This is a genomic window from Thermococcus aggregans (assembly GCF_024022995.1).
Taxonomy (GTDB): Archaea; Methanobacteriota_B; Thermococci; order Thermococcales; family Thermococcaceae; genus Thermococcus_A; species Thermococcus_A aggregans.
In genome coordinates, this window is the sequence record NZ_CP099582.1 from 214,874 (window position 1) to 233,369 (window position 18,496).

Annotated in this window: 23 protein-coding genes; 16 read left to right on the plus strand and 7 right to left on the minus strand. The window is 48.7% G+C overall.

The genetic code is table 11. The features are described from left to right. The first annotated feature begins 3 nt into the window (after positions 1-3). The 14 genes from NF865_RS01320 to NF865_RS01385 are packed head-to-tail and all read left to right on the plus strand — an operon-like array spanning position 4 to position 8,965. Positions 4-1,644 (plus strand): hydrogenase large subunit, encoded by a 1,641-nt coding sequence (locus NF865_RS01320; protein WP_253304833.1) that lies wholly within the window; start codon positions 4-6, stop codon positions 1,642-1,644. After that, positions 1,635-2,132: a 4Fe-4S dicluster domain-containing protein gene (locus tag NF865_RS01325; protein ID WP_253304834.1), complete on the plus strand. Its 498-nt coding sequence runs from the start codon at positions 1,635-1,637 to the stop codon at positions 2,130-2,132. Before NF865_RS01320 ends, NF865_RS01325 begins: the two co-directional genes overlap by 10 nt. Continuing rightward, positions 2,129-2,899, plus strand: coding sequence for an NADH-quinone oxidoreductase subunit B family protein (locus NF865_RS01330; RefSeq protein ID WP_253304835.1), 771 nt, complete (start codon positions 2,129-2,131; stop codon positions 2,897-2,899). The genes NF865_RS01325 and NF865_RS01330 overlap by 4 nt, the downstream gene beginning before the upstream one ends. Beyond that, positions 2,850-3,101 (plus strand): hypothetical protein, encoded by a 252-nt coding sequence (locus NF865_RS01335; protein WP_253304836.1) that lies wholly within the window; start codon positions 2,850-2,852, stop codon positions 3,099-3,101. The genes NF865_RS01330 and NF865_RS01335 overlap by 50 nt, the downstream gene beginning before the upstream one ends. After that, positions 3,098-3,367, plus strand: coding sequence for a monovalent cation/H+ antiporter complex subunit F (locus NF865_RS01340; RefSeq protein WP_253304837.1), 270 nt, complete (start codon positions 3,098-3,100; stop codon positions 3,365-3,367). The genes NF865_RS01335 and NF865_RS01340 overlap by 4 nt, the downstream gene beginning before the upstream one ends. Continuing rightward, the gene (gene mnhG, locus NF865_RS01345; RefSeq protein WP_253304838.1) at positions 3,364-3,696 is read left to right on the plus strand and encodes a monovalent cation/H(+) antiporter subunit G; all 333 of its coding nucleotides are present in this window, start codon (positions 3,364-3,366) and stop codon (positions 3,694-3,696) included. The genes NF865_RS01340 and mnhG overlap by 4 nt, the downstream gene beginning before the upstream one ends. Then, positions 3,689-3,931, plus strand: a complete 243-nt coding sequence (locus NF865_RS01350) for a Na(+)/H(+) antiporter subunit B (protein ID WP_050003566.1) — start codon at positions 3,689-3,691, stop codon at positions 3,929-3,931. The genes mnhG and NF865_RS01350 overlap by 8 nt, the downstream gene beginning before the upstream one ends. Position 3,932: 1 nt before the next feature. After that, positions 3,933-4,655 carry an MnhB domain-containing protein gene (locus NF865_RS01355; RefSeq protein ID WP_253304839.1) on the plus strand — a complete coding sequence of 241 codons (723 nt, stop codon included), beginning with the start codon at positions 3,933-3,935 and terminating at the stop codon, positions 4,653-4,655. Then, positions 4,652-5,029, plus strand: a complete 378-nt coding sequence (locus NF865_RS01360; protein WP_253304840.1) for a sodium:proton antiporter — start codon at positions 4,652-4,654, stop codon at positions 5,027-5,029. Before NF865_RS01355 ends, NF865_RS01360 begins: the two co-directional genes overlap by 4 nt. Further along, positions 5,026-5,511 carry a Na+/H+ antiporter subunit E gene (locus NF865_RS01365; protein ID WP_253304841.1) on the plus strand — a complete coding sequence of 162 codons (486 nt, stop codon included), beginning with the start codon at positions 5,026-5,028 and terminating at the stop codon, positions 5,509-5,511. Before NF865_RS01360 ends, NF865_RS01365 begins: the two co-directional genes overlap by 4 nt. A gap of 5 nt (positions 5,512-5,516) precedes the next feature. Further along, positions 5,517-7,058: a proton-conducting transporter transmembrane domain-containing protein gene (locus NF865_RS01370; RefSeq protein ID WP_253304842.1), complete on the plus strand. Its 1,542-nt coding sequence runs from the start codon at positions 5,517-5,519 to the stop codon at positions 7,056-7,058. A 1-nt stretch (position 7,059) separates the two neighbouring features. Further along, complete coding sequence (locus NF865_RS01375; protein ID WP_253304843.1) at positions 7,060-7,413, plus strand: hypothetical protein; 354 nt, start codon at positions 7,060-7,062, stop codon at positions 7,411-7,413. Beyond that, positions 7,410-8,465, plus strand: coding sequence for an FAD-dependent oxidoreductase (locus NF865_RS01380; protein WP_253304844.1), 1,056 nt, complete (start codon positions 7,410-7,412; stop codon positions 8,463-8,465). The genes NF865_RS01375 and NF865_RS01380 overlap by 4 nt, the downstream gene beginning before the upstream one ends. Further along, a complete protein-coding gene (locus NF865_RS01385; protein WP_253304845.1) occupies positions 8,462-8,965 on the plus strand; it encodes a 4Fe-4S dicluster domain-containing protein in 504 nt (167 codons plus the stop codon). Before NF865_RS01380 ends, NF865_RS01385 begins: the two co-directional genes overlap by 4 nt. On the opposite strand, the gene NF865_RS01390 is transcribed toward NF865_RS01385, so the two are convergent. Further along, the gene (locus NF865_RS01390; protein WP_253304846.1) at positions 8,962-10,080 is read right to left on the minus strand and encodes an MFS transporter; all 1,119 of its coding nucleotides are present in this window, start codon (positions 10,078-10,080) and stop codon (positions 8,962-8,964) included. The two genes, NF865_RS01385 and NF865_RS01390, sit on opposite strands and share 4 nt — an antisense overlap. A gap of 103 nt (positions 10,081-10,183) precedes the next feature. On the opposite strand from NF865_RS01390, the gene NF865_RS01395 reads away from it, so the two are divergent. Further along, positions 10,184-11,107 carry a serine/threonine-protein kinase RIO2 gene (locus NF865_RS01395; protein WP_253305699.1) on the plus strand — a complete coding sequence of 308 codons (924 nt, stop codon included), beginning with the start codon at positions 10,184-10,186 and terminating at the stop codon, positions 11,105-11,107. Between the two features lie 3 nt (positions 11,108-11,110). Next, a complete protein-coding gene (locus tag NF865_RS01400) occupies positions 11,111-11,491 on the plus strand; it encodes a hypothetical protein (protein ID WP_253304847.1) in 381 nt (126 codons plus the stop codon). 92 nt (positions 11,492-11,583) lie between these two features. Here the strand turns inward: NF865_RS01400 and lipS2 are convergent, their stop codons facing one another. Genes lipS2 through NF865_RS01430 form a run of 6 tightly spaced genes read right to left on the minus strand, consistent with a single transcriptional unit; the run spans position 11,584 to position 18,428 of the window. Further along, positions 11,584-12,534, minus strand: coding sequence for a LipS2 family lipoyl synthase (gene lipS2 / locus NF865_RS01405; RefSeq protein WP_253304848.1), 951 nt, complete (start codon positions 12,532-12,534; stop codon positions 11,584-11,586). Continuing rightward, positions 12,531-13,700: an MFS transporter gene (locus NF865_RS01410; RefSeq protein ID WP_253304849.1), complete on the minus strand. Its 1,170-nt coding sequence runs from the start codon at positions 13,698-13,700 to the stop codon at positions 12,531-12,533. The genes lipS2 and NF865_RS01410 overlap by 4 nt, the downstream gene beginning before the upstream one ends. A 10-nt stretch (positions 13,701-13,710) precedes the next feature. Beyond that, the gene (locus NF865_RS01415; RefSeq protein WP_253305700.1) at positions 13,711-14,628 is read right to left on the minus strand and encodes an isoaspartyl peptidase/L-asparaginase family protein; all 918 of its coding nucleotides are present in this window, start codon (positions 14,626-14,628) and stop codon (positions 13,711-13,713) included. A gap of 58 nt (positions 14,629-14,686) precedes the next feature. Continuing rightward, the gene (locus NF865_RS01420) at positions 14,687-15,601 is read right to left on the minus strand and encodes a phosphate signaling complex PhoU family protein (RefSeq protein WP_253304850.1); all 915 of its coding nucleotides are present in this window, start codon (positions 15,599-15,601) and stop codon (positions 14,687-14,689) included. A gap of 54 nt (positions 15,602-15,655) precedes the next feature. Then, positions 15,656-17,023 (minus strand): MATE family efflux transporter, encoded by a 1,368-nt coding sequence (locus tag NF865_RS01425; RefSeq protein WP_253304851.1) that lies wholly within the window; start codon positions 17,021-17,023, stop codon positions 15,656-15,658. 34 nt (positions 17,024-17,057) lie between these two features. Beyond that, positions 17,058-18,428 carry an MATE family efflux transporter gene (locus tag NF865_RS01430; protein ID WP_253304852.1) on the minus strand — a complete coding sequence of 457 codons (1,371 nt, stop codon included), beginning with the start codon at positions 18,426-18,428 and terminating at the stop codon, positions 17,058-17,060. Positions 18,429-18,496: the final 68 nt, after the last annotated feature.

Below are 18,496 nucleotides of genomic sequence, written 5' to 3' on the forward strand. Positions count from 1 at the left end.
ACTATGATAAGGGAGTTTGAAGAAAAATTTGGCTCGACGCTTGAGAAAAAGGTCATCGCAAAGAACAAAGTGCTTTACACGCTGATGGTGAGAAGAGAGGACTTCACCGACATAATCAACTACATCCTCAGCAGGCCGAACACTAGGCTCTTCACGATGGTCGGAATGGACGAGAGGAACACCGAAGAGGCCTTCAGCGTGACCTACTGGTTCCTTGACTGGAAGGATCAGGAAGTCATCGGAGTAAGGCTCTACGTTCCGGAAGATGAGCCCTACTTCCCCAGCGTCGGTGCTTTCCACAAGGGGGCAATATGGTTCGAGAGAGAGGTCCAGGACTTGCTGGGCCTGAAGGCGGAGGGGCTTCCAGACCCAAGAAGGCTTATACTCCCTGACGACTGGCCAGAGGGAGTTTACCCGCTGAGGGAGGACTTCCAGTACTGCCACTCCCCAGCCGGAACGAGGAACTACCCCTACAAGGAGCCGCCCGAAGACTCTACGGTGCACCCGATGGGGCCGTACCACGTCGCGCTGGACGAGCCGGCGCACTTCAGGCTCTTCGTTAAGGGTGAGGAAATAGTTGACGTGGACTACCGCGGCTTCTACTCCCACAGGGGCATAGAAAAGCTCGCAAGGGGAAGGCTGAACTACAACCAGATCATATTTATCGCGGAGAGGATATGTGGTATATGCGGATTCTCCCACTCCGTAGCGTACGCCCAGGCCGTTGAGGAGGCAGCTGGAATTGAAGTGCCGGACAGGGCGAGGTACATCAGGACGATACTCCTTGAGATTGAGAGGCTGCACTCCCACCTCCTCTGGCTGGGCGTCGCGGCCCACCTGACAGGCTTTGACACGGCCTTTATGCGCTCGTGGGAGATTAGGGAGCAGGTCATGGAGCTCGCCGAGAGGCTCACCGGCAACAGGAAAACGTACGGCCTTGTTCTCGTTGGCGGAGTCAGGAGAGACCTCCTAGACTACAGAAAGTCCCTGATTCTTGAGACTCTCAAGAACCTGAGGAGAGAGTTCGACGAGCTCGTTGACATGCTCGTATCAACGAAGAGCTTCGTAAAGAGGTGCGAGGGCGTCGGTGTGCTCCCGAAGGAGAAAGCGAGGGAGTGGGACACCGCCGGCCCCCTGGCAAGGGCTTCTGGAATTGACTATGACACGAGAAAGGGCCTCCCCTACGCGGCATACGATGAGCTGAGCTTTGACGTCCCCGTCTACAAGGAGGGAGACGTCCTGGCAAGGGCCCTCGTGAGGATTGACGAAGTGAGGGAGAGCATCTCCCTGCTGGAGCAGGCGGTTGACGCTATTCCCGGCGGCCCCGTGATGGCGGAGTTCAACGAAGTCCCAAGCTGGAGAGAGGGCATATCGGCCGTTGAAGCCCCGAGGGGAGAGAACACCCACTACGTGATGACAGGGGAGGTAAACAGAATCTACAGGTGGAGGGTGAAGGCGCCGACGTACAACAACCTCCAGGCAGTTCCGGACATGCTGAGAGGCTACACAATAGCCGATGCCCCGCTGATAGTGGCCTCGATAGACCCCTGCTACTCGTGTACCGAGAGGGTTCAGGTCGTCGACGTGGAGTCAGGAAAGGCGAAGGTAATCTCACTGGGCGGGGGGATAGGGGCATGCCCGTGACAAAGTACTATCCCTTCGAGCCGGAGCAGGCGCCGCCGGAATACAGGGGGATCCCGGAGATAGACCCGCGCCTGTGCGTGGGATGCGGTGCATGTGTGAACGCCTGCCCACCTGACGCGCTGATCAAGATAGATGACTACGAGAAGGGGACGAGAAAGATAGTCCTCGACATCGGCAGGTGCATAAGGTGTGCGAGGTGCGAGGAGGTCTGTCCGACCGGAGCGATAAGGTTAACGCAGGAATTCGAGGCGGCGAGCGACGACAGAAGCTCTCACGTGGAGGTAGTGGAGCTGAGACTCGCAAGGTGCAGGAACTGTGGAGAGTACACCGACTACACCGAGAGACAGCTCCAGAAAGTCCTCTCAGTGATACCTCCCGGCATCGTTGAGTTCGACAGGGTGAGAGAGAAGCTCCCGCTCTGCAGGAAATGTAAGAGGCTCCTGACGGTTGTTAACGCCACAAAGTTCGAGGAGGAGATGAGGGAATGAAGCTCAGGTCCGTTTGGGTCTTTCACCTCAACACAGGGGCGTGCAACGGCTGTGACATAGAGATACTCGACGTCCTCACCCCCTACTACGACGTCGAAAGGCTTGGTGTCAAGCTCGTCTCAACTCCCAGACACGCTCACGCCTTACTGGTCACCGGGCCTCTAACAAGGCAGTCCTACTATGCCGCCAAGAGGGCCTACGAGGCAATGCCCCCCAAGCCAAGGATAGTCATCGCCATAGGCACCTGTGCCTGCAGCGGCGGAATCTTCTACAACAGCTACGCCGTAAGGCGGGAGTCAGAAAGGCTTGGACTGGAGTACCCGAGGGCCGGGGGAACTTCTGAGTTCCTGCCGGTGGACGTGTATATTCCAGGGTGCCCGCCAAGGCCAGAGGAGATACTCTACGGGCTTGCGCTCCTGCTCGGGATTGCCGAGAAGAAGCTGTCACCGCGCCACTACAGGGAGGAAGAGTTCGTCCTCCCGCGCACCCAGTTCAAGGCATGGGTTGAGGTAATCCTCAAGGCGAGGATCAGGAAGGAGCTCGGCTACTTCGACGGTTACAAGCTCCTTGAGAGGTTCATGGAGCTCGTGGACGTTGCAGAGACGCCGGAAGCCCTCAAGAGGCTTGTCGAAGAAGAGAAACTCAAAGAAAAGGACAGCCGGCTCAGGTACGGACTGGATAAGCTCTATGAGTACTACCTAGAGGTGGTGAGGACGTATGAGGATATACTTAGTCAGAAAAGGAGGGTACTTAGAGTTCAAAAATGACGTTGCACGGGTGCTCGATCACTTCGAGTCCAACTTTTCAACCGAGGAAATCGTTGGAGAGGTCGGCGAGAGGAGTGCGGAGCTGGTCGAGAAGGGTGTGACGGATATAGACGCCTACCCGGAAGAGGATAGGAAGACGATAGCCAGACTGCTTCCCGAGATAGAGAGGGGCCTCATAGCAGTGAGGAGGGTCTTTAGATGATTGAGACGGCAATTTACATACTGTTTGCGGTTTACGGGCTCTCAGGCCTGCTCTACTTCATCAGGCTACTCAGGGGGCCAACCGTGGTGGACTCAATCCTTGCCGCGGACTGTGTGTCCCTCGATGTCGCGCTGATAGCGCTGCTCCTGTCAATCTACTACAGGAACTCGTTCCTGGCGGTCGGAGCACTGTTCCTGGTGCTCTGGGCGTTCATCCTGGACGTGTTCGCGGCCAAATACCTCACGAGAGGGGAGGTGGGAACTTGATACTCACGGTCATCGGGCTTATACTCCTCGCCATAGGCGCAGTCTGCGACCTCCTCGGTGCGATAGGAATGCACCGGTTTAACACGTTCTACCTCAGACTGCACGCCGCGACCGTCGGCACCGTTGGAGGAAAGTTCTACCCGCTCCTCGGAGTGGCGTTTATAGCGGCGGAGCAGGGCCTGTGGCCCGTGGTCGGAATCTCGGTACTTGCGGCGCTCCTCGTCCTGGTCACGACCCCCGTGGGAAGCCACGCACTCGCCTACGCCGCGAGCAAGGCCAGGATAGTGGAGATTAAGCTCGACGAATTTAGGGGGGAGGAAGATGTTTGAGCTGGCGGCGGTTTTCCTCCTGTGCGCAGTGGCCCTCAGCTACCTCATAGTCACCGAGACAGACCTGCTGAAGGCAGTCGCATATTCTGGCGTCTTCGGGGGACTCATACTGCTGACGCTGTACGTTCTGATGGCCCCTGACGTAATCCTCGCGTACGTTGCGATATCCGTGGGACTATCCACCGGCCTTATGGTGTTCGTGGTAAGCAAAACGACGAGACACGAGGTGGTCTGAAGTGAGGAAGGTCATCACGCTCTCCCTCATCATGCTGGCGGTCATAGCGGGGGCGTACTACCTCTCCCCACACCTGGTCCCCAAGACGGAGCTGAACGCGCTTGGTGAGTTTTACATCAGAAACAGCTACTTCGGGGAGCACTCCGCCGGTTCGCCCGAAGTCATAACTGCAATCCTCTGGGACTACAGGGGCCTTGACACGTACTTTGAGACCGCCGTCCTGTTCATGGCAATAATCGGCGCGGTCTCAATCTTCAGGAACATGCCCAGCGTGAGCTTCCACCCGCGCGGCTTCACCGACATCACCAGAACCGGAGTGAAGATAGTCGGACTCATTACCTTCGTAGCGGCCGCCACGACCGCGTTCCACGGACACATAACGCCCGGAGGTGGCTTCCAGGGCGGTTCAATGCTCGCCGTGGTGCCCCTGCTGGTGATAGTTGCGTTCTCCAAGAAGGCCCTTGAGAAGGCTGGGCTCACCAAGGAGAGGGCCCTCGTCATTAGGACGATAGGCCTCCTCACAATAGCCATCGTCGCGTTCTACCCCCTCCTCGCGGGAGGCTACTTCATGCAGAACCTGCCGGTGTACCCGAAGGAGCTCCACGGAATGCTCGTCAGCGGAAGCCTGTCCCTCTTCAACATGGCGGAGTTCCTGGCGGTTGGAGCAGGGTTCACGATAATATTCCTGCTCCTTTCAAACCCTGAGGGGGGGAGCGAAGCATGACGTTTGCCCTCGCGCTGATAGTGAGCAGCATAGCCGCGATCATCGTAATCTCACTCTACGGCGTAGCCGTGAGGCCAAACCTCGTGAAGAAGATAATCTGCCTCGGCATATTCTCCGACATCATCAACGTGGCCGTCATACTGCTCGGCTACCGCGCCGTCGAGAGGCCCCTCCCTCCGGTGCTCACAGACTACTCGCAGAAGGGCGTTGAGGAGCTCGTTAGGGGGGCCGTTGACCCGCTTCCGCAGGCCCTCACCATCACCGCGATAGTCATTGGCCTGGCAATAACCGTGCTCATGGCCTACGGTGCTATCCATATCCAGAGGAAGTACGGCACCGTGGACGTTAGAAAGCTCGCGAGGTGGGAGGAATGAGGTTCCTGCCGGTGACCCTGCTCGCGTTCATACTGTACATCATAATAACCGGCTCGGCCACTCTGTACGACATCGCAACGGGGGCAGTAACAGCGGTCATTGCGGGCCTGCTCTTCGGTAAATACCTCGTGAAAAACCCCAAGAAAGCCCTCAACCCGGCAAGATGGGTTGCCATGGTGGCCTACTTCATCAAGTACATCACGGTGATCGAGCTCAAGGCCCACCTGGACGTCATAAAGCGCATAATATCCGGCGAGACGAACCCGGGCATCATCAAGGTCCCCATCACCGTGAAGGACGAGTACGCCAAGTTCCTGGTCGCCAACTCGATAACGAACACCCCAGGCACCGTAACGGTGTACATGGACGAGGAATACGCCTACGTCAACTGGATAGACGTGAAGACGAGAGAGCCAGACGAGGCCAGGAAGGAAATCCTTGAGGAGTTCGAAAAACACGCGAAGAGGATTTTTGAGGGGTGATCCAGATGAACGCACTGATACTCCCCACGATTCCAATGGCGTTTGCGTTCGCGCTCCCCGTCTTATCCCAGATACTTAAGGGCAACAGGAAGTTCGTCAACGCCTACGCCATGATAGTCACGGGTCTAACGTTCATATTAAGCTTGGACATCTTCAGGGCGGCGTACTCCTCAGAAAAGCCGCTGATTTACACCTTCGGCGGGTGGAAGGCCCCGATAGGCATAATATACGAGGTGGACAAGTTCGGGGCACTCCTGGCACTCACGACGTCGTTCCTCATGTTCATAATAACGTTCTACTCGGTCAGGTACCTTGAGCGCGAGACCGGTGTCGAGTGGTACTACACCCTCTACCTTGGGCTGGAGGCGGGACTGCTGGGAATCTTCCTCACCGGAGACGCGTTCAACCTCTTCGTAATGCTCGAAGTTACCGCAGTCGCTGCCTACGGACTTGTTATGTTCTACACGGAGGAAGGCTACCCTGCCTACTCCGGTGTCAGGTACGCCATCATAAGCTCCATCGGAACGACCTTCTACTTCCTGGCGCTCGGCGTGCTCTACTACGGCTTCGGCACTGTGAACTTCGCAGACCTCGCGGCGAAAGCCAGGGGCTACCCGTTCCCGGTGTCAGAAGCTTCTGGCAACCTCCTGATGGCCTTCGCCCTTGCAATGGCGCTCATAACTTGGGCCTTCACAATAAAGGCAGCAATTATGCCCAACCATTTCTGGCTTCCGGGGGCACACTCCTCAGCACCGTCCCCGATATCGGCAGTCCTGAGTGGCCTTGTGGTCAACGCAGGAATTTACGGTCTGGCAAGGTTCATCTGGCTGTTCACGGGAGTTCCAGAATTCGAAAATGCCGTGAGAGTCGTCTCGACGGTGCTGATAGGGCTGGGTGCAGTATCCGCCCTGCTGGCTTCCCTGGCAATGACCGCACACGACGACGTTAAGAGGATTGTCGCCTACTCCACGATCCTCCACATGGGGTACCTCGCAATGGCGGTAGGTCTGCGGACTGAACTCGGAACCAAGGCGATGACCTTCCACATGCTCAACCACTCGCTGGGTAAGGCGCTCCTATTCCTTGCCGTTGGTGTCTTCATCCACGAGGCCGGAAGCAGAAAACTCCAGGATCTCGCGGGACTCGGCAAGAAGATGCCCCTCACCACTGCAAGCCTCGCCATAGCGACAATATCCCTCGTCGGCCTTCCTCCGACCAACGTGTTCTTCAGCAAGCTCGTGCTCTACTACGCCTACCTGGAGAAGAGCGTGGCCCTTGTAGTTGTCCTGGTGCTCTCAAGCGTCTTTGCACTGGTAAGTTACATGAAGATGCTCTACTGGCTCTGGATTAAAAAGGCCGAGAACAACATTGCCGCAAAAGAGCCCAAGAGCATGGTGGCAGTGCTGCTGTTGCTGGCCGTGCTGTGCCTTGCGATTGGAATCCTCTCGCCGCTGATACTCGAAAAAGTAATTGACCCCGCTACAGTGCAGGCCCTCGACGTCGAAGGGTACATACAGGCGGCCATAAACGTCCTTGGAGGGAAGTGAAATGCCCCTTGAACTTCTTAAAAGGCACTACGGGGACAACCTGCTTGCAGTTGCACAGGTAAGGGACACCCTGCTGGTAATACTCAGGGAGGGAGACAAGGTCGAACTGCTGGCCGATGCGGCTGAAAACGTCTTCGAACCCCTTGCCGAGAAGGGCTACGACGTAATGCTGTGGCTTTCGGACTCGATTGACACCCTCCACCCTGAAGTGTTTGGTGGTATGGACGACTTTCGTATTTTGTATGACCCTGAGGACTTCCTCTCACACCATCTTCCGAAGTTATTGGAGATGAAAGGAGCCCTTCCAACGGTCAAAAACCTTGACAAGATGCTGGTTAAGGAGGTGGTAAGATGAGCGGAATGAGATTTGCATTCCTGTGTAGAGAAAAGCCAAATCCTACTGGAAAGAAGGTCGCCATCATCGGTGCGGGGCCGGCTGGCCTCAGCGCCGCGGGCTATCTCGTCTGCCACGGCCACGATGTCCACGTTTACGACAAGCTCCCAGAGCCTGGAGGACTGATGCTCTTCGGAATCCCCGAGTTCAGAATCCCCATCTACCGCGTCAGAGAGGGCTACAAGGAGCTCGAGAACGTCTTTGAAGTCAAGTTCTACCCAAACACCAAGGTAAGCTTTGGGGACGAGGAAGAAGAGGGAGACGACTTCGTCAAGAACGTCGTGGACTTCAACGAGCTCGTCCAAAACTACGACGCGGTTCTAATCGCAACGGGAACGTGGAAGTCATTCATCCCCGACATAGAAGGCGTCGAGCTTGAGGGCGTTTACCCGGCGCTGGGTTACCTGTTCAGGATAAAGAGCGCCAAACTCGGCCACCTGGACTGGAGCGAGGTCGTTCCCATTGAAGGAAAGCGGGTTATGGTGATTGGAGCTGGCCACACTGCAGTTGATGCCGCAATGGAGAGCCTGCTCCTCGGCGCTGAAAAGGTCTACATGAGCTACAGGAGGACAATAAGGGAGGCCCCTGCCGGAGCATACGAGATTAACCTCCTCCAGAAGAGGGGCGTCAAGTGGCTTGAGCTGACCGTCCCGGTTCGCATAATCGGCGAGAACGGTAAGGTGAAGGCCATTGAGCTCCAGAAGTGCAAACTGAGCGAACCCGACGAGACCGGCAGGAGGAGGCCCATACCCATAGAGGGTTCGAACTTCCAGATAGACGTTGACTACGTAATCTTCGCCGTGGGCCAGAGGCCGACCCCACCCAAGGGGGCTGAAATTGCCGTTGACAAGAAGGGCAGGATAATAGTGGACTCAAGGCACATGACGAGCATAGAGGGAGTTTTTGCCGCCGGCGACGTTGCCACCGGCCCCTCGAAGGTTGGGAGGGCCGTTTTGGACGGCCTTTTGGCGGCCGAAAGCATGCACCACTGGCTTATGGAGGTGAGAAAATGAGGAGGATACTCCACGTTGACTACAGCCTCTGTATAGGGTGTGAGACCTGCCAGGGGGTCTGTGAGTTCCTCCACCACGGAAAGCCAAACATAAGGATATACTACACAATGAGCGGTCTCCCAATCCCGATAAACTGTCGCCACTGTGAAAAGGCCCCGTGTATGGAGATATGCCCCGTCGGCGCCATTTCGAGAGACAACGACGGCGCTGTTATCGTGGACCCCCAGAGGTGCATTGGATGTTTCATGTGCCTTGCGGTGTGTCCCTTTGGTGTTCCTAGCTTCAACGTGGAAGTGAGGGCCATTACAAAGTGTGATATGTGTGCAGACAGGCGCGAGCTTGGAATGGAGCCGGCATGTAAGGAGATGTGTCCAGCAGAGGCAATATTCTTCGGAAAGCCAGAGGAAGTCGAGGACAGGGTCAGGAGAAGAACTGCAGAAAAGATAGCGAGGGAGAGAATTTCGTCAGAGTCCTTCGAGAGCTTTGGACAGATGCTTTAACCTCTCTTTTTATTTTCTGATCTCTGCTCTTGCGCCAATATTAATAAACTCAAAAGATACATCCCAGAAATTGAATAAAATGCCACTTCATAACCTATCCTATCTATTAAAATGCCAATGAAATATGGGCCAGCAGTTGCTCCAAAAAAGCCCATCATGTTTACAAAACCCATAACTGTGCCAAGATTTTCTTCGCTTGCGTGCTCACTTGTGTAAGCAGTTACTATAGGGCCAACGGAGTAAAAGAACAACCCCAATAACAAAACCAGAAAAGGATAAGCTGTTTTCACCAACAGAAAAGACAGAAGGGCATTAAACGCAAGAACAGACAAAAGGCTAGCTTTTCCAACCTTATCATATATTCTCCCCCCACCGATAGAACCAAAAATCCCTACTATTGAGAGAAGGGAGAAATAAAAAGAAGCCTCTTCTACACTTCTGCCTTTGTTTACAAAGAAATCTGGAAGGAAAGTTAATATTCCAAAGAAAGCTGCCAAAGCGATGAAGTTCATGATGCTCAGACCTAATACCTTCTTAGGTATTGTGAACTTTGGTTGTTCAACTTGCTTTACTTCCCCTTTGATTGCTAACATAAGTGCTATTCCAATAGTCAGACTCATAAGTGAAAGGGCTAAAAACGAGTACCTCCATTCTAAGGCCAAAGCTATCGGAACAACAATTGCCGGAGCAATGGCACTTCCTATCGGTGGCCCAACCATGAAAACACCCAGCGCAGATCCCTTTCTTTCTCTGTATATCTCACTTATAAGAGCGGTTGCAGGAGCATAGTATAAGCCAGCGAAGACACCGTATAGGGCCCTAATCCCTACGAGATGCCAGTACTCCCGAGCAAAAATAGCTAATGAGCTTGCTAAGGAATAACCAAGAATACTGATAACCACGAGCTTTTTTCTTCCAAATTTATCTCCAAAATAACCGGCAGGCACCTGAATTATTGCGTAAGGAAGAAGAAGAGAGGTCATAAGCAGTCCTGCTTGTGCATTTGTTATAGCAAACTCCTCCTTGATTATCGGAATAAGAGGAGGAATAGCCATCCTGTGGGCATAGTTGAATATCCAGCCAAGGGAGAGCAATAAGAGGAGTTTTTTCTGCATATTTTGAAGTGAGGAACCAAATGTTTAAAAATTTATTGAAAATTTACCAGATTATCGGAGAGTTAAATATAAAAAGGAGAGAACATAGAGCAGAGTGAGAGCCATGGTAAGCAAACTTCTTGCACTTGAGGTCTATCCAAACCTCAAAGATCTCGATTTCAGGGTACTCAGAGGGGTAGAGCTTAATATGCGTCATTACGAATGGGTACCCCTTGAAGTAGTGGCCAAGTTTGCCCGAGTGGATATTGAAACAGCATCCTATCGTCTAGGAAAGCTCGATAACTGGGGACTCGTTAGGAGAAGGAGCGACATAGGCTACATAGGCTACCAGCTCACGATACACGGATATGATGCCTTGGCAATAAGGGCATTTGCCCAAAAAGAAGTAATTAAGGCAATAAGCCAAACCCAGATTGGAGTAGGGAAAGAGGCTGATGTGTACGTCGGGATAACCCCAAATGAAGAGAAAGTGGCAGTCAAGTTTAATCGAATAGGGAGAACAAGCTTTACGAGAATAAAACTTTACAGACCCGATTTTGTCGATAAAAGGCACATATCGTGGCTTTATATTTCAAGGCTTGTTGCCCAAAGAGAGTACGAAGCACTGCAACTTTTGAGCCCAATAGCCAAGGTTCCAAAGCCTATTGCATGGAACAGACATGCGATCGTTATGGAATTTATAGAAGGAGTTGAGCTGGTAGAGCTTACAGACACTGATTTAACAAAAGAAGAAGCAGCAGAGATATTGGACAAAGTTCTAGAGGAGTACAAGAAGATAGTCGAGTTTGGAATAATACACTCCGATATGAGCCTCTATAACATAGTCCTTAAAAAGGATGGGGACATACTAATAATAGATTGGCCCCAATATCTCACAACTGCCTTTCCAGACGCCAAATACTACTTGGAGAGAGACCTCAGAGTGCTCCTGAATTCGTTTAAACGAAAGTGGCGGGTAGAAAAAGACTGGAACGAAGTGTGGAAAGAATTTGAAGAGGCTTTTAAAAAGAGTTTAAAAGAGGAGTAAAACATGGCAAAAAGAGAAGACGTTATAGCATCTCTCTTCAAAGAGGCCTACATAGCATTAAACAAACAAAAAATTGATGTCGCAAAAAAGAAATTCGAAGAGGTAATGCACCTCTCAAAAGGCTTTTATCCCTGGATTTATTTTGAAGCCTGTTTTGGTCTGGTAGAGGCGTTTATAGAAGAGGGTAACTACAGCGGTGCTATAAAATGCGCAATTAGGGCACTTCTAAATGCCTCAGATGAGGAGATGTTTTCGCTTGGGGTTGAAAGACTAAAAAATGTCTTCGCAATAATCAAGAAGAATGATAAAATTGACTCGCTCAAGACTAGCTGGATATTTCGATTCCGCAATCACTCTCCAATAAAGACCTCCAAATGTTTGTGATGGCACTAGATAGCTTTGCAAGGGGTAATTTAACAGAAGCACAGCTTCTAAGCAAGAATATAAGATCAAAGGAGCTCAAAGAAATTGTAGGGTCACTCTTGGAATAACTCCCCTAATATCTTCTCAAACTGTCTTTTTTCAGGTCTTACTGGAAAATTGTATGGTTCTTTGCTGGGCTTCTCATTGTAATAAGGCCGATTGCATCCAGGGCAACCGTGAGTCATGAAGACGCTCTCGTCAAGAACTTTCAAAAGCTCCTCTCTAGAAAGGCCGAAGTCTACAAGTTTTCCGTTATCAAACTTAAACTCTTCCACCCTTGCTATTTTGTTTTCAATCAAATAAACTCCAATCTGCATCAGCCTGTACCTTTTAGGATCTGGAGGGGTTTTGTTTTCTAATCTAGTCCCTTTAACCGGAGTAAATGCAAAAATCGAAACTTTGGCTTTTGAATCATATGCCCTTTGAACCGCCTGCAAAAATTCTTCTTCGCTCTCCCCCAACCCGAAGATAAAGTGAACAAACGCTTTTCCTTCACCAAAGACATTAATGACTTCATCAACGAACTTCCACATTTCCTCCCATGAGTACATGGAGTCCTTTACTTGGTTATACACCCTTTCAGATGCCGCATCTATTCCAACACCAATATAATCCACTCCCCATCTTTGAAACTCCTTGAGAGACTTTTTGTCCACTGGAGTTATCGAAAGGGAAATAGGAAAACCCAGAGAGTAAAACGCCCTTAGAATCTTCATGACATCTTCTTTTAGGTCTGGATAATCCACGGTCTGCAGACATATTCTTGCGAATCTTGAAGTCTTTAACCGTTCTAAAACTTCTTTCAAGTCAAATGCAGGCCAAGTTATCCTTGAGAGCTTTTCCAGATTCGATTTGCTCTCCCTAGCTTGGACACAAAAAGCACAATTGTTCAAACATCTCCCTTCATAATATGCCATAAGATAAGCCGTTGTTGGTTTTGCAAGCATTTTCCCTTTTTTAAGCCCCAAGACAACCGCGGTTCCATATGAAACCCTAATCTTCATCTTTTTTTCCTCCTGAATACCCTGACTAATATGAGGTTAAGTAGAGATAAAAACGTTAGCATCGGCAGGTATGGAAACACAGATTCATAGCCTTCAATCTCAGCCAGATACCCAAGGGCTAAAGGTCCAGAGAGGTAACCTAAATCATAGAACATCGTGTATAGGCTTGAGCCCATCCCCCTTATGTTCTTGGGAAGACTTGCTAAAGCGAGCATTTGAAGGGAAGGCACAGTTAAACCAAACCCCATTCCCAAAATAGCCGCACTTAGGTATGCTTTCGGAGGAAGGAGATATAAAACTAAGAGAAGGTATGCAGAGGTTATTAGCAGCAATCCCAAAGAGGCAACTGGTATTGGCCCCCTTTTATCCGCTTCTCTCCCACCAAAAACCCTCGTGAGAAGGCTAAAGCCGCCCATAATGCTTGCGTATATTCCAAAAACACTTGTGCCTAATCCCACAATTTTGTAATATGCCGGAAGAAACGTGTACATTCCACTATATGCAAAGGCCATGAAAAAGAGCGAAATCGAAGCCCCTACGAAATACAAGTTAAGTATATCCTTGTAAGAGCTACTCTTTTCTTCACTTTCTTTGAACTTCACCTTTGTTCTAACTTCTTTATATGCGGTTGAAACAAATGAAAAGCCGACCAACGAAAATAGAATTGCTAGGATAAACGCAGAATGAAATCCAAAATAATCCGCAACTAATCCCCCCATAGCCGGGCCAATAAGCTGGCTTAGGGAAAACATTGTTCCTCTCCATCCTAAAGTCTCCCCAACTCTCCCCTTAGGTGCTAAGTTTATTGCTGTCGAGAGGGAAGATGGGAAGAAAAATGCCGATGCTATCCCATGTACTACCCTTCCCACGGCAAAGATAACCAAGCTTCGCATGAAAAATGAGAGAAGGTAGAACCCGCCTGCAAGAGCCCCAAGAATTGTGCCTATCATCATCGCTTCGAAACTTTTTCCTTTATCCCCCAAGATGCCCCCTACGGGTTTCAGTACGAAGGCAAATATTGATGACACAGAAGCTATAATGCCGACCAAAAATGGACTAGCACCAAAAGCTATTGCAAGGGGAGAGATTAGAGGTGCCACTAGGATGTAGCCTAAGAAAAAGAAAAGTGCTGAAAAATGAAGAAGCCACAAGTCCTTTCTTTTCATTCTTGGCCCCCTAGATCTCTACTCTCGGGTCCTCCATGCCATCTTTCATATAGGCAACGCTCATGTGCTTGGTGTTTTTGGCAAATCCTACATTACCATCCCTATCAACCATAATTATTCCCATGTTGTCCTTTCCAAAATATTTTGTCGCAAGCTCTATGGCAGCTTCACTGGCTTTTTGTGCATTTAGCCCAAATCTAACAAAATCTGTGGCAGTTTTTGCAAGAGAGAGCTTTATAGCAACTTCGCCAAGCCCAGTGCACGAAGCTCCTGCGAATTCGTTTGCATAAGTTCCCGCTCCAATTATTGGAGTATCGCCAACCCTTCCAAACATTTTCAAAAAGACTCCGCCTGTGGAGGTTCCAGCTACTATCTCTTCTCCATCAAAAGCAACTGCTCCAACGGTACTCCTTAAGACTTCGGGGTATTCCTTTATCAGCTCACTAATCTTTTTCCAGTGTGGAATGCTTCCCTCTCCAAGGAGTTTTTGTTTAAGTTTCTTCCATTGTTCAATTCTTTCCTCAGTCACTGGATTGTATTCTTCAAATCCCATCAAACGGGCAAACTTCATGGCTCCCTCTCCAACAAGGAGAACGTGATCAGTTTTCTCCATGACTTTTCTTGCAACGCTTATGGGGTTTTTAACCCCCCATATACTAGCAACGGCACCTGCTTCAAGGTTAGAGCGCATAATAGCAGCGTCCATTTCAACTCTCCCATCCAAAGTAAAAACACTGCCCGTCCCGGCATTAAATATTGGGTTATCCTCTAACACTTTAACGGCCTCTTCAACAGCATCTAAGGCGGAGCCTCGTTTTAGCTCTTTCCACCCAGCCAAGACGGCCTCTCTGACACCTTCAAGAACTTTGGGGATCCTGTCCTCATTTTTTATTGTGCCCGCACCACCATGGACAATAATTGCGACCATTAGAACCACCACCACTTAATGCCTTCGAAAGGTTAAAAGCATTGTGGAAACGAAAAGACTAGCTTAGGCTCATGTTTATTATAGTCTCTCCTATGTTTTCAAGGTATTCAAGTATTCTACGATAGCTATCCATGGCAATGGATTTTCTGTAATCGATGGACTTTATGTGTGCTTTTAGCTCAAGCATTATCTTATCAATCTTCTTTAGGTCTTTCTGGGTTATTTGAACCATGACTTTCTGCACTATCTCCTTTAAGTACGCAATATCCAAATCCGGATCGAAGTTTTCGGCAATTCTAACCATATGATCCCCTATTCTTTCAATGTTACGCACTATAAACAGAATTCCCAGAAGATCGAAGTTCCTCTTAATCAATCCACCATCCTTTACTATGCTGCCCCCCGAGAGGATTTTGTTTACTGCCCTCAGGGTTAAGAAATAAAAGCGATCCAGCTCGTTTTCAAGCCCATTGATATCCTTAAGGACTTCTTTCTTCTCAAACTCCCTTATAAGCATTAGATCCTCTATCATCGAAATCAGGATGGACGTTAACCTTTCTATTATCTCCCTTAAGTTGACTTCCTCATCTGCCAATAGGCTTTTGCTTGTAATTCTAAGAGGTTCTTCTAAAATTATTTCCAATCCTGGAAGAGTTTGAATCGTTCCCCTTATCTTTACCTTATAGAGGGGCATATCCTCCATAAACTTCACATCGATGATGTCATATCCTTGTATGTATGCGGAAATCAGCAACCTTACTGCCATATCCGGCGAAATATCTTTGGAAATTATGAGTTCTTTACTTTCGCTAATCTCTTTGGGCTCTTTGGGTAGTATTAGCAGGGATCCGTCGGGATTAATAACTATTGGGACAGCATCCCCCTGCTTCAGATTATTTTTCTTAACCCACTTCTTTGGAAGTGAAATTATGTATGAGCTTCTTCCAGTGAACTGTATCTTCCTGAACTCCATACCAAACACCCGATCTATATAGAAACTTGCTCAAGATATAAATATTTTGGAAGTTTAATCTATTATCCTCCTCATCCACGTACCCCTCAAAAACCAAGCAAGAGCAAAGAGCCCGGCAATCGCATTACTAAGGCCCATCCCAAGAAAAACTCCTATCGAAGACCCAAAAATCAAGTAGCCCAAGATATAGCTAAAGGGAATCCTCAACCCCCAGAGCCTCAGAATTCCAAGCATCATGCTCTTCTTTGTATGCCCTGAGGCTCTGAAAACGTTATTCACAACAACAAAAATACCATTGAAGAAAGGAACAGATGTGAGAAAATACTTCCAAACAATGGCACTTTCTTTTATCACTGCGTCATCATCAAGAAAAATCCTAAATATCGGAACCCTTAAAACACCTATTACCACAACTGCAGTGGTTGCTATAATCACATTGACTATCATTGTTCTCTCGGCAATCTTCTTTGCTCTCTCATAATTCTCAGCCCCTACGTTTTGGGCAATCATAGTTCCCATCGCCATACTTATCCCTCTGGAAATGCTCGTGAGAAAGTTCACAAGGCGAGTTGTGATTGTATAAGCAGCATATGTAACATCACCAAAGCCGAATATTATACGAGTTAAGATAACAAAACCAAAGCTGTTTGCAGATTGACCTACTCCAGCAGGCAGGCCCACTTTAAATATACGCTTGTAAAAGTCAAAATCCGGTTTAAGGTCTCTTAGTGATAATTGTACGGGGGTTCTCCCCGTGAAGAGGAGGTAAGTTCCAATTATTGAACCCAAGGTATTCGAAAGAACAGTTGCTATCGCTGCACCTGCAACACCAAGTTTGGGAAGTCCAAAAAGTCCAAATATCAAAATTGGGTCCAGAATAACATTCAGAAAGACTGTAAACATATTAATCTTTACTGGAGTCCTAGTATCTCCCGCGGCTCTCATAAGGGCACTGAACGCGAACCCAATAAAAGAGAAGGGGATACCTACAAAAATTATTCTTACATATGTGAGGGCATAAGGATATACATTCGGTGTAACCTTCATAAACTCCAAAGCTTTAGGAGTTATAATGAAGCCAATAACTGCAGTAATGGATGCAAAAAGCAAGAGCAGAGAGTACAAAGCCCCAGCAGCCCGATTAGCCTTCTCATAAAGCTTTGCCCCCACATATTGACCTACAAATGCAAATCCTGCAACAGCGAATCCTTGACCCAAGTTCATAAGAGTTCCAATTAAGGGCCAAGAAACTCCTGGAGCTGATAAAGCCTCTCTCCCAATTTTTCCAAGCCAAAATGTATCAGTTATATTGTACAGCACTTGCACAAGATTATTAAGGATTAAAGGCCAAGCTAACCTGAAAAGAGTCTTTTCTATGTCCCCCTCTAGGATTTCTTCTCTCATTTTGTCTACTCGAACCATAGTAAAATAGTTGTCGAAACGTTAATATATAAAATTAATGGTCTATTATCCGCTTCATCCATGAACCCTTTAGGAACCACGCAAAACCTATTAATGCTGCTAAAAAGTTACTTAGACCCATTCCAAACCATACGCCTATTGTATCTGCTAGTAGTTTACCAAGGTAATACGCAAGAGGAATTCTAAGCATCCACAATCTTATCATGCCAAGTATCATGCTTTTCTTTGTGTGACCCGAGCTCTGGAAAACGTTGATTACAGCAGAAAAAATACCAAAGAATGGTAAAGAAAATGCAAAATATCTAACAAACTTAACGCTCTCGGCTAAAACTCTCTCATCTTTAATAAAAAATCCAAATATCTGAGCTCTAAACACAACTACCATTATCGTTCCAATCCCCAGTACGACTAAATTGGTAAGCATGGCTCTCTCAGCAATCTTCTTTGCCCTCTCGTAATTCTCAGCACCAACGTTCTGCCCTACCATGGTCCCCATGGCCATGCTTATTCCATCCGCTATGGCAAACATGAAGTTGGTGAGACGATTCCCTATGGTGTAGGTCGCAAAGGCAACAGTTCCGTAGGCATAGATTATCCTCGTAAGCACGACAAAGCCAAAAGCATCCGTGGAAGAGCCTACACTCGCGGGCAATCCTACTCTGAAAATACGCTTATAAAAGTCCCAATCAGGCTTAAGATTCTCGAGAGTCAAATGTATTCCTACCTTTCCCTTAAAAAGTAGATAACCTCCAATCAATGAGCCAACACTGTTAGATAACATGGTTGCTACAGCAGCACCTATAACTCCAAATTCCGGAAAACCAAACCATCCAAAAATTAAGAGAGGATCAAGGATAATATTAAGGAAAACCGTGAACATGTTGATTTTTACGGGAGTTCTAGTGTCCCCAACTGCTCTAAGGAGAAAGTTGAATGCAAATAAGGTAAATGAGAACGGAATTCCAACAAATATCACTCTAACATAATTAAGAGCATAGGGATAAACTTCGGGTGTAACTTTCATGAAATTAAGTGCGAAGGGAGCTATTATCAAACCAAATATCGCAACAAAAACTGAAAAAATCATCATGAGGGAATACAGTGCACCAGCAGCACGATTGGCTTTTTCATAGTCTTTCGCCCCGACATATTGACTCACAAATGCAAATCCCGCGGTTGCAAACCCCATTCCAATGCTCATGAAAAACCACACAAGAGGCCACGCTGTTCCCGGGGCAGAGAGCTCTTCTGTGCCCAGTTTTCCCAACCAAAACGTATCTGTAAGGTTGTAAAGAACTTGAACCATATTGTTGATTATTAAGGGGTAAGCTAACTTGAGCATTGTTTTTTCTATATGGCCTTCCACAATCTCCTGTCGCATTGCTTGAATTTTCTCTCCATCCAAGTCCTTCACCTATTGGGGGTTGGTGTTCACTTACAATAGTTCTTTTGCTCAAAATTGATCACTTAGGG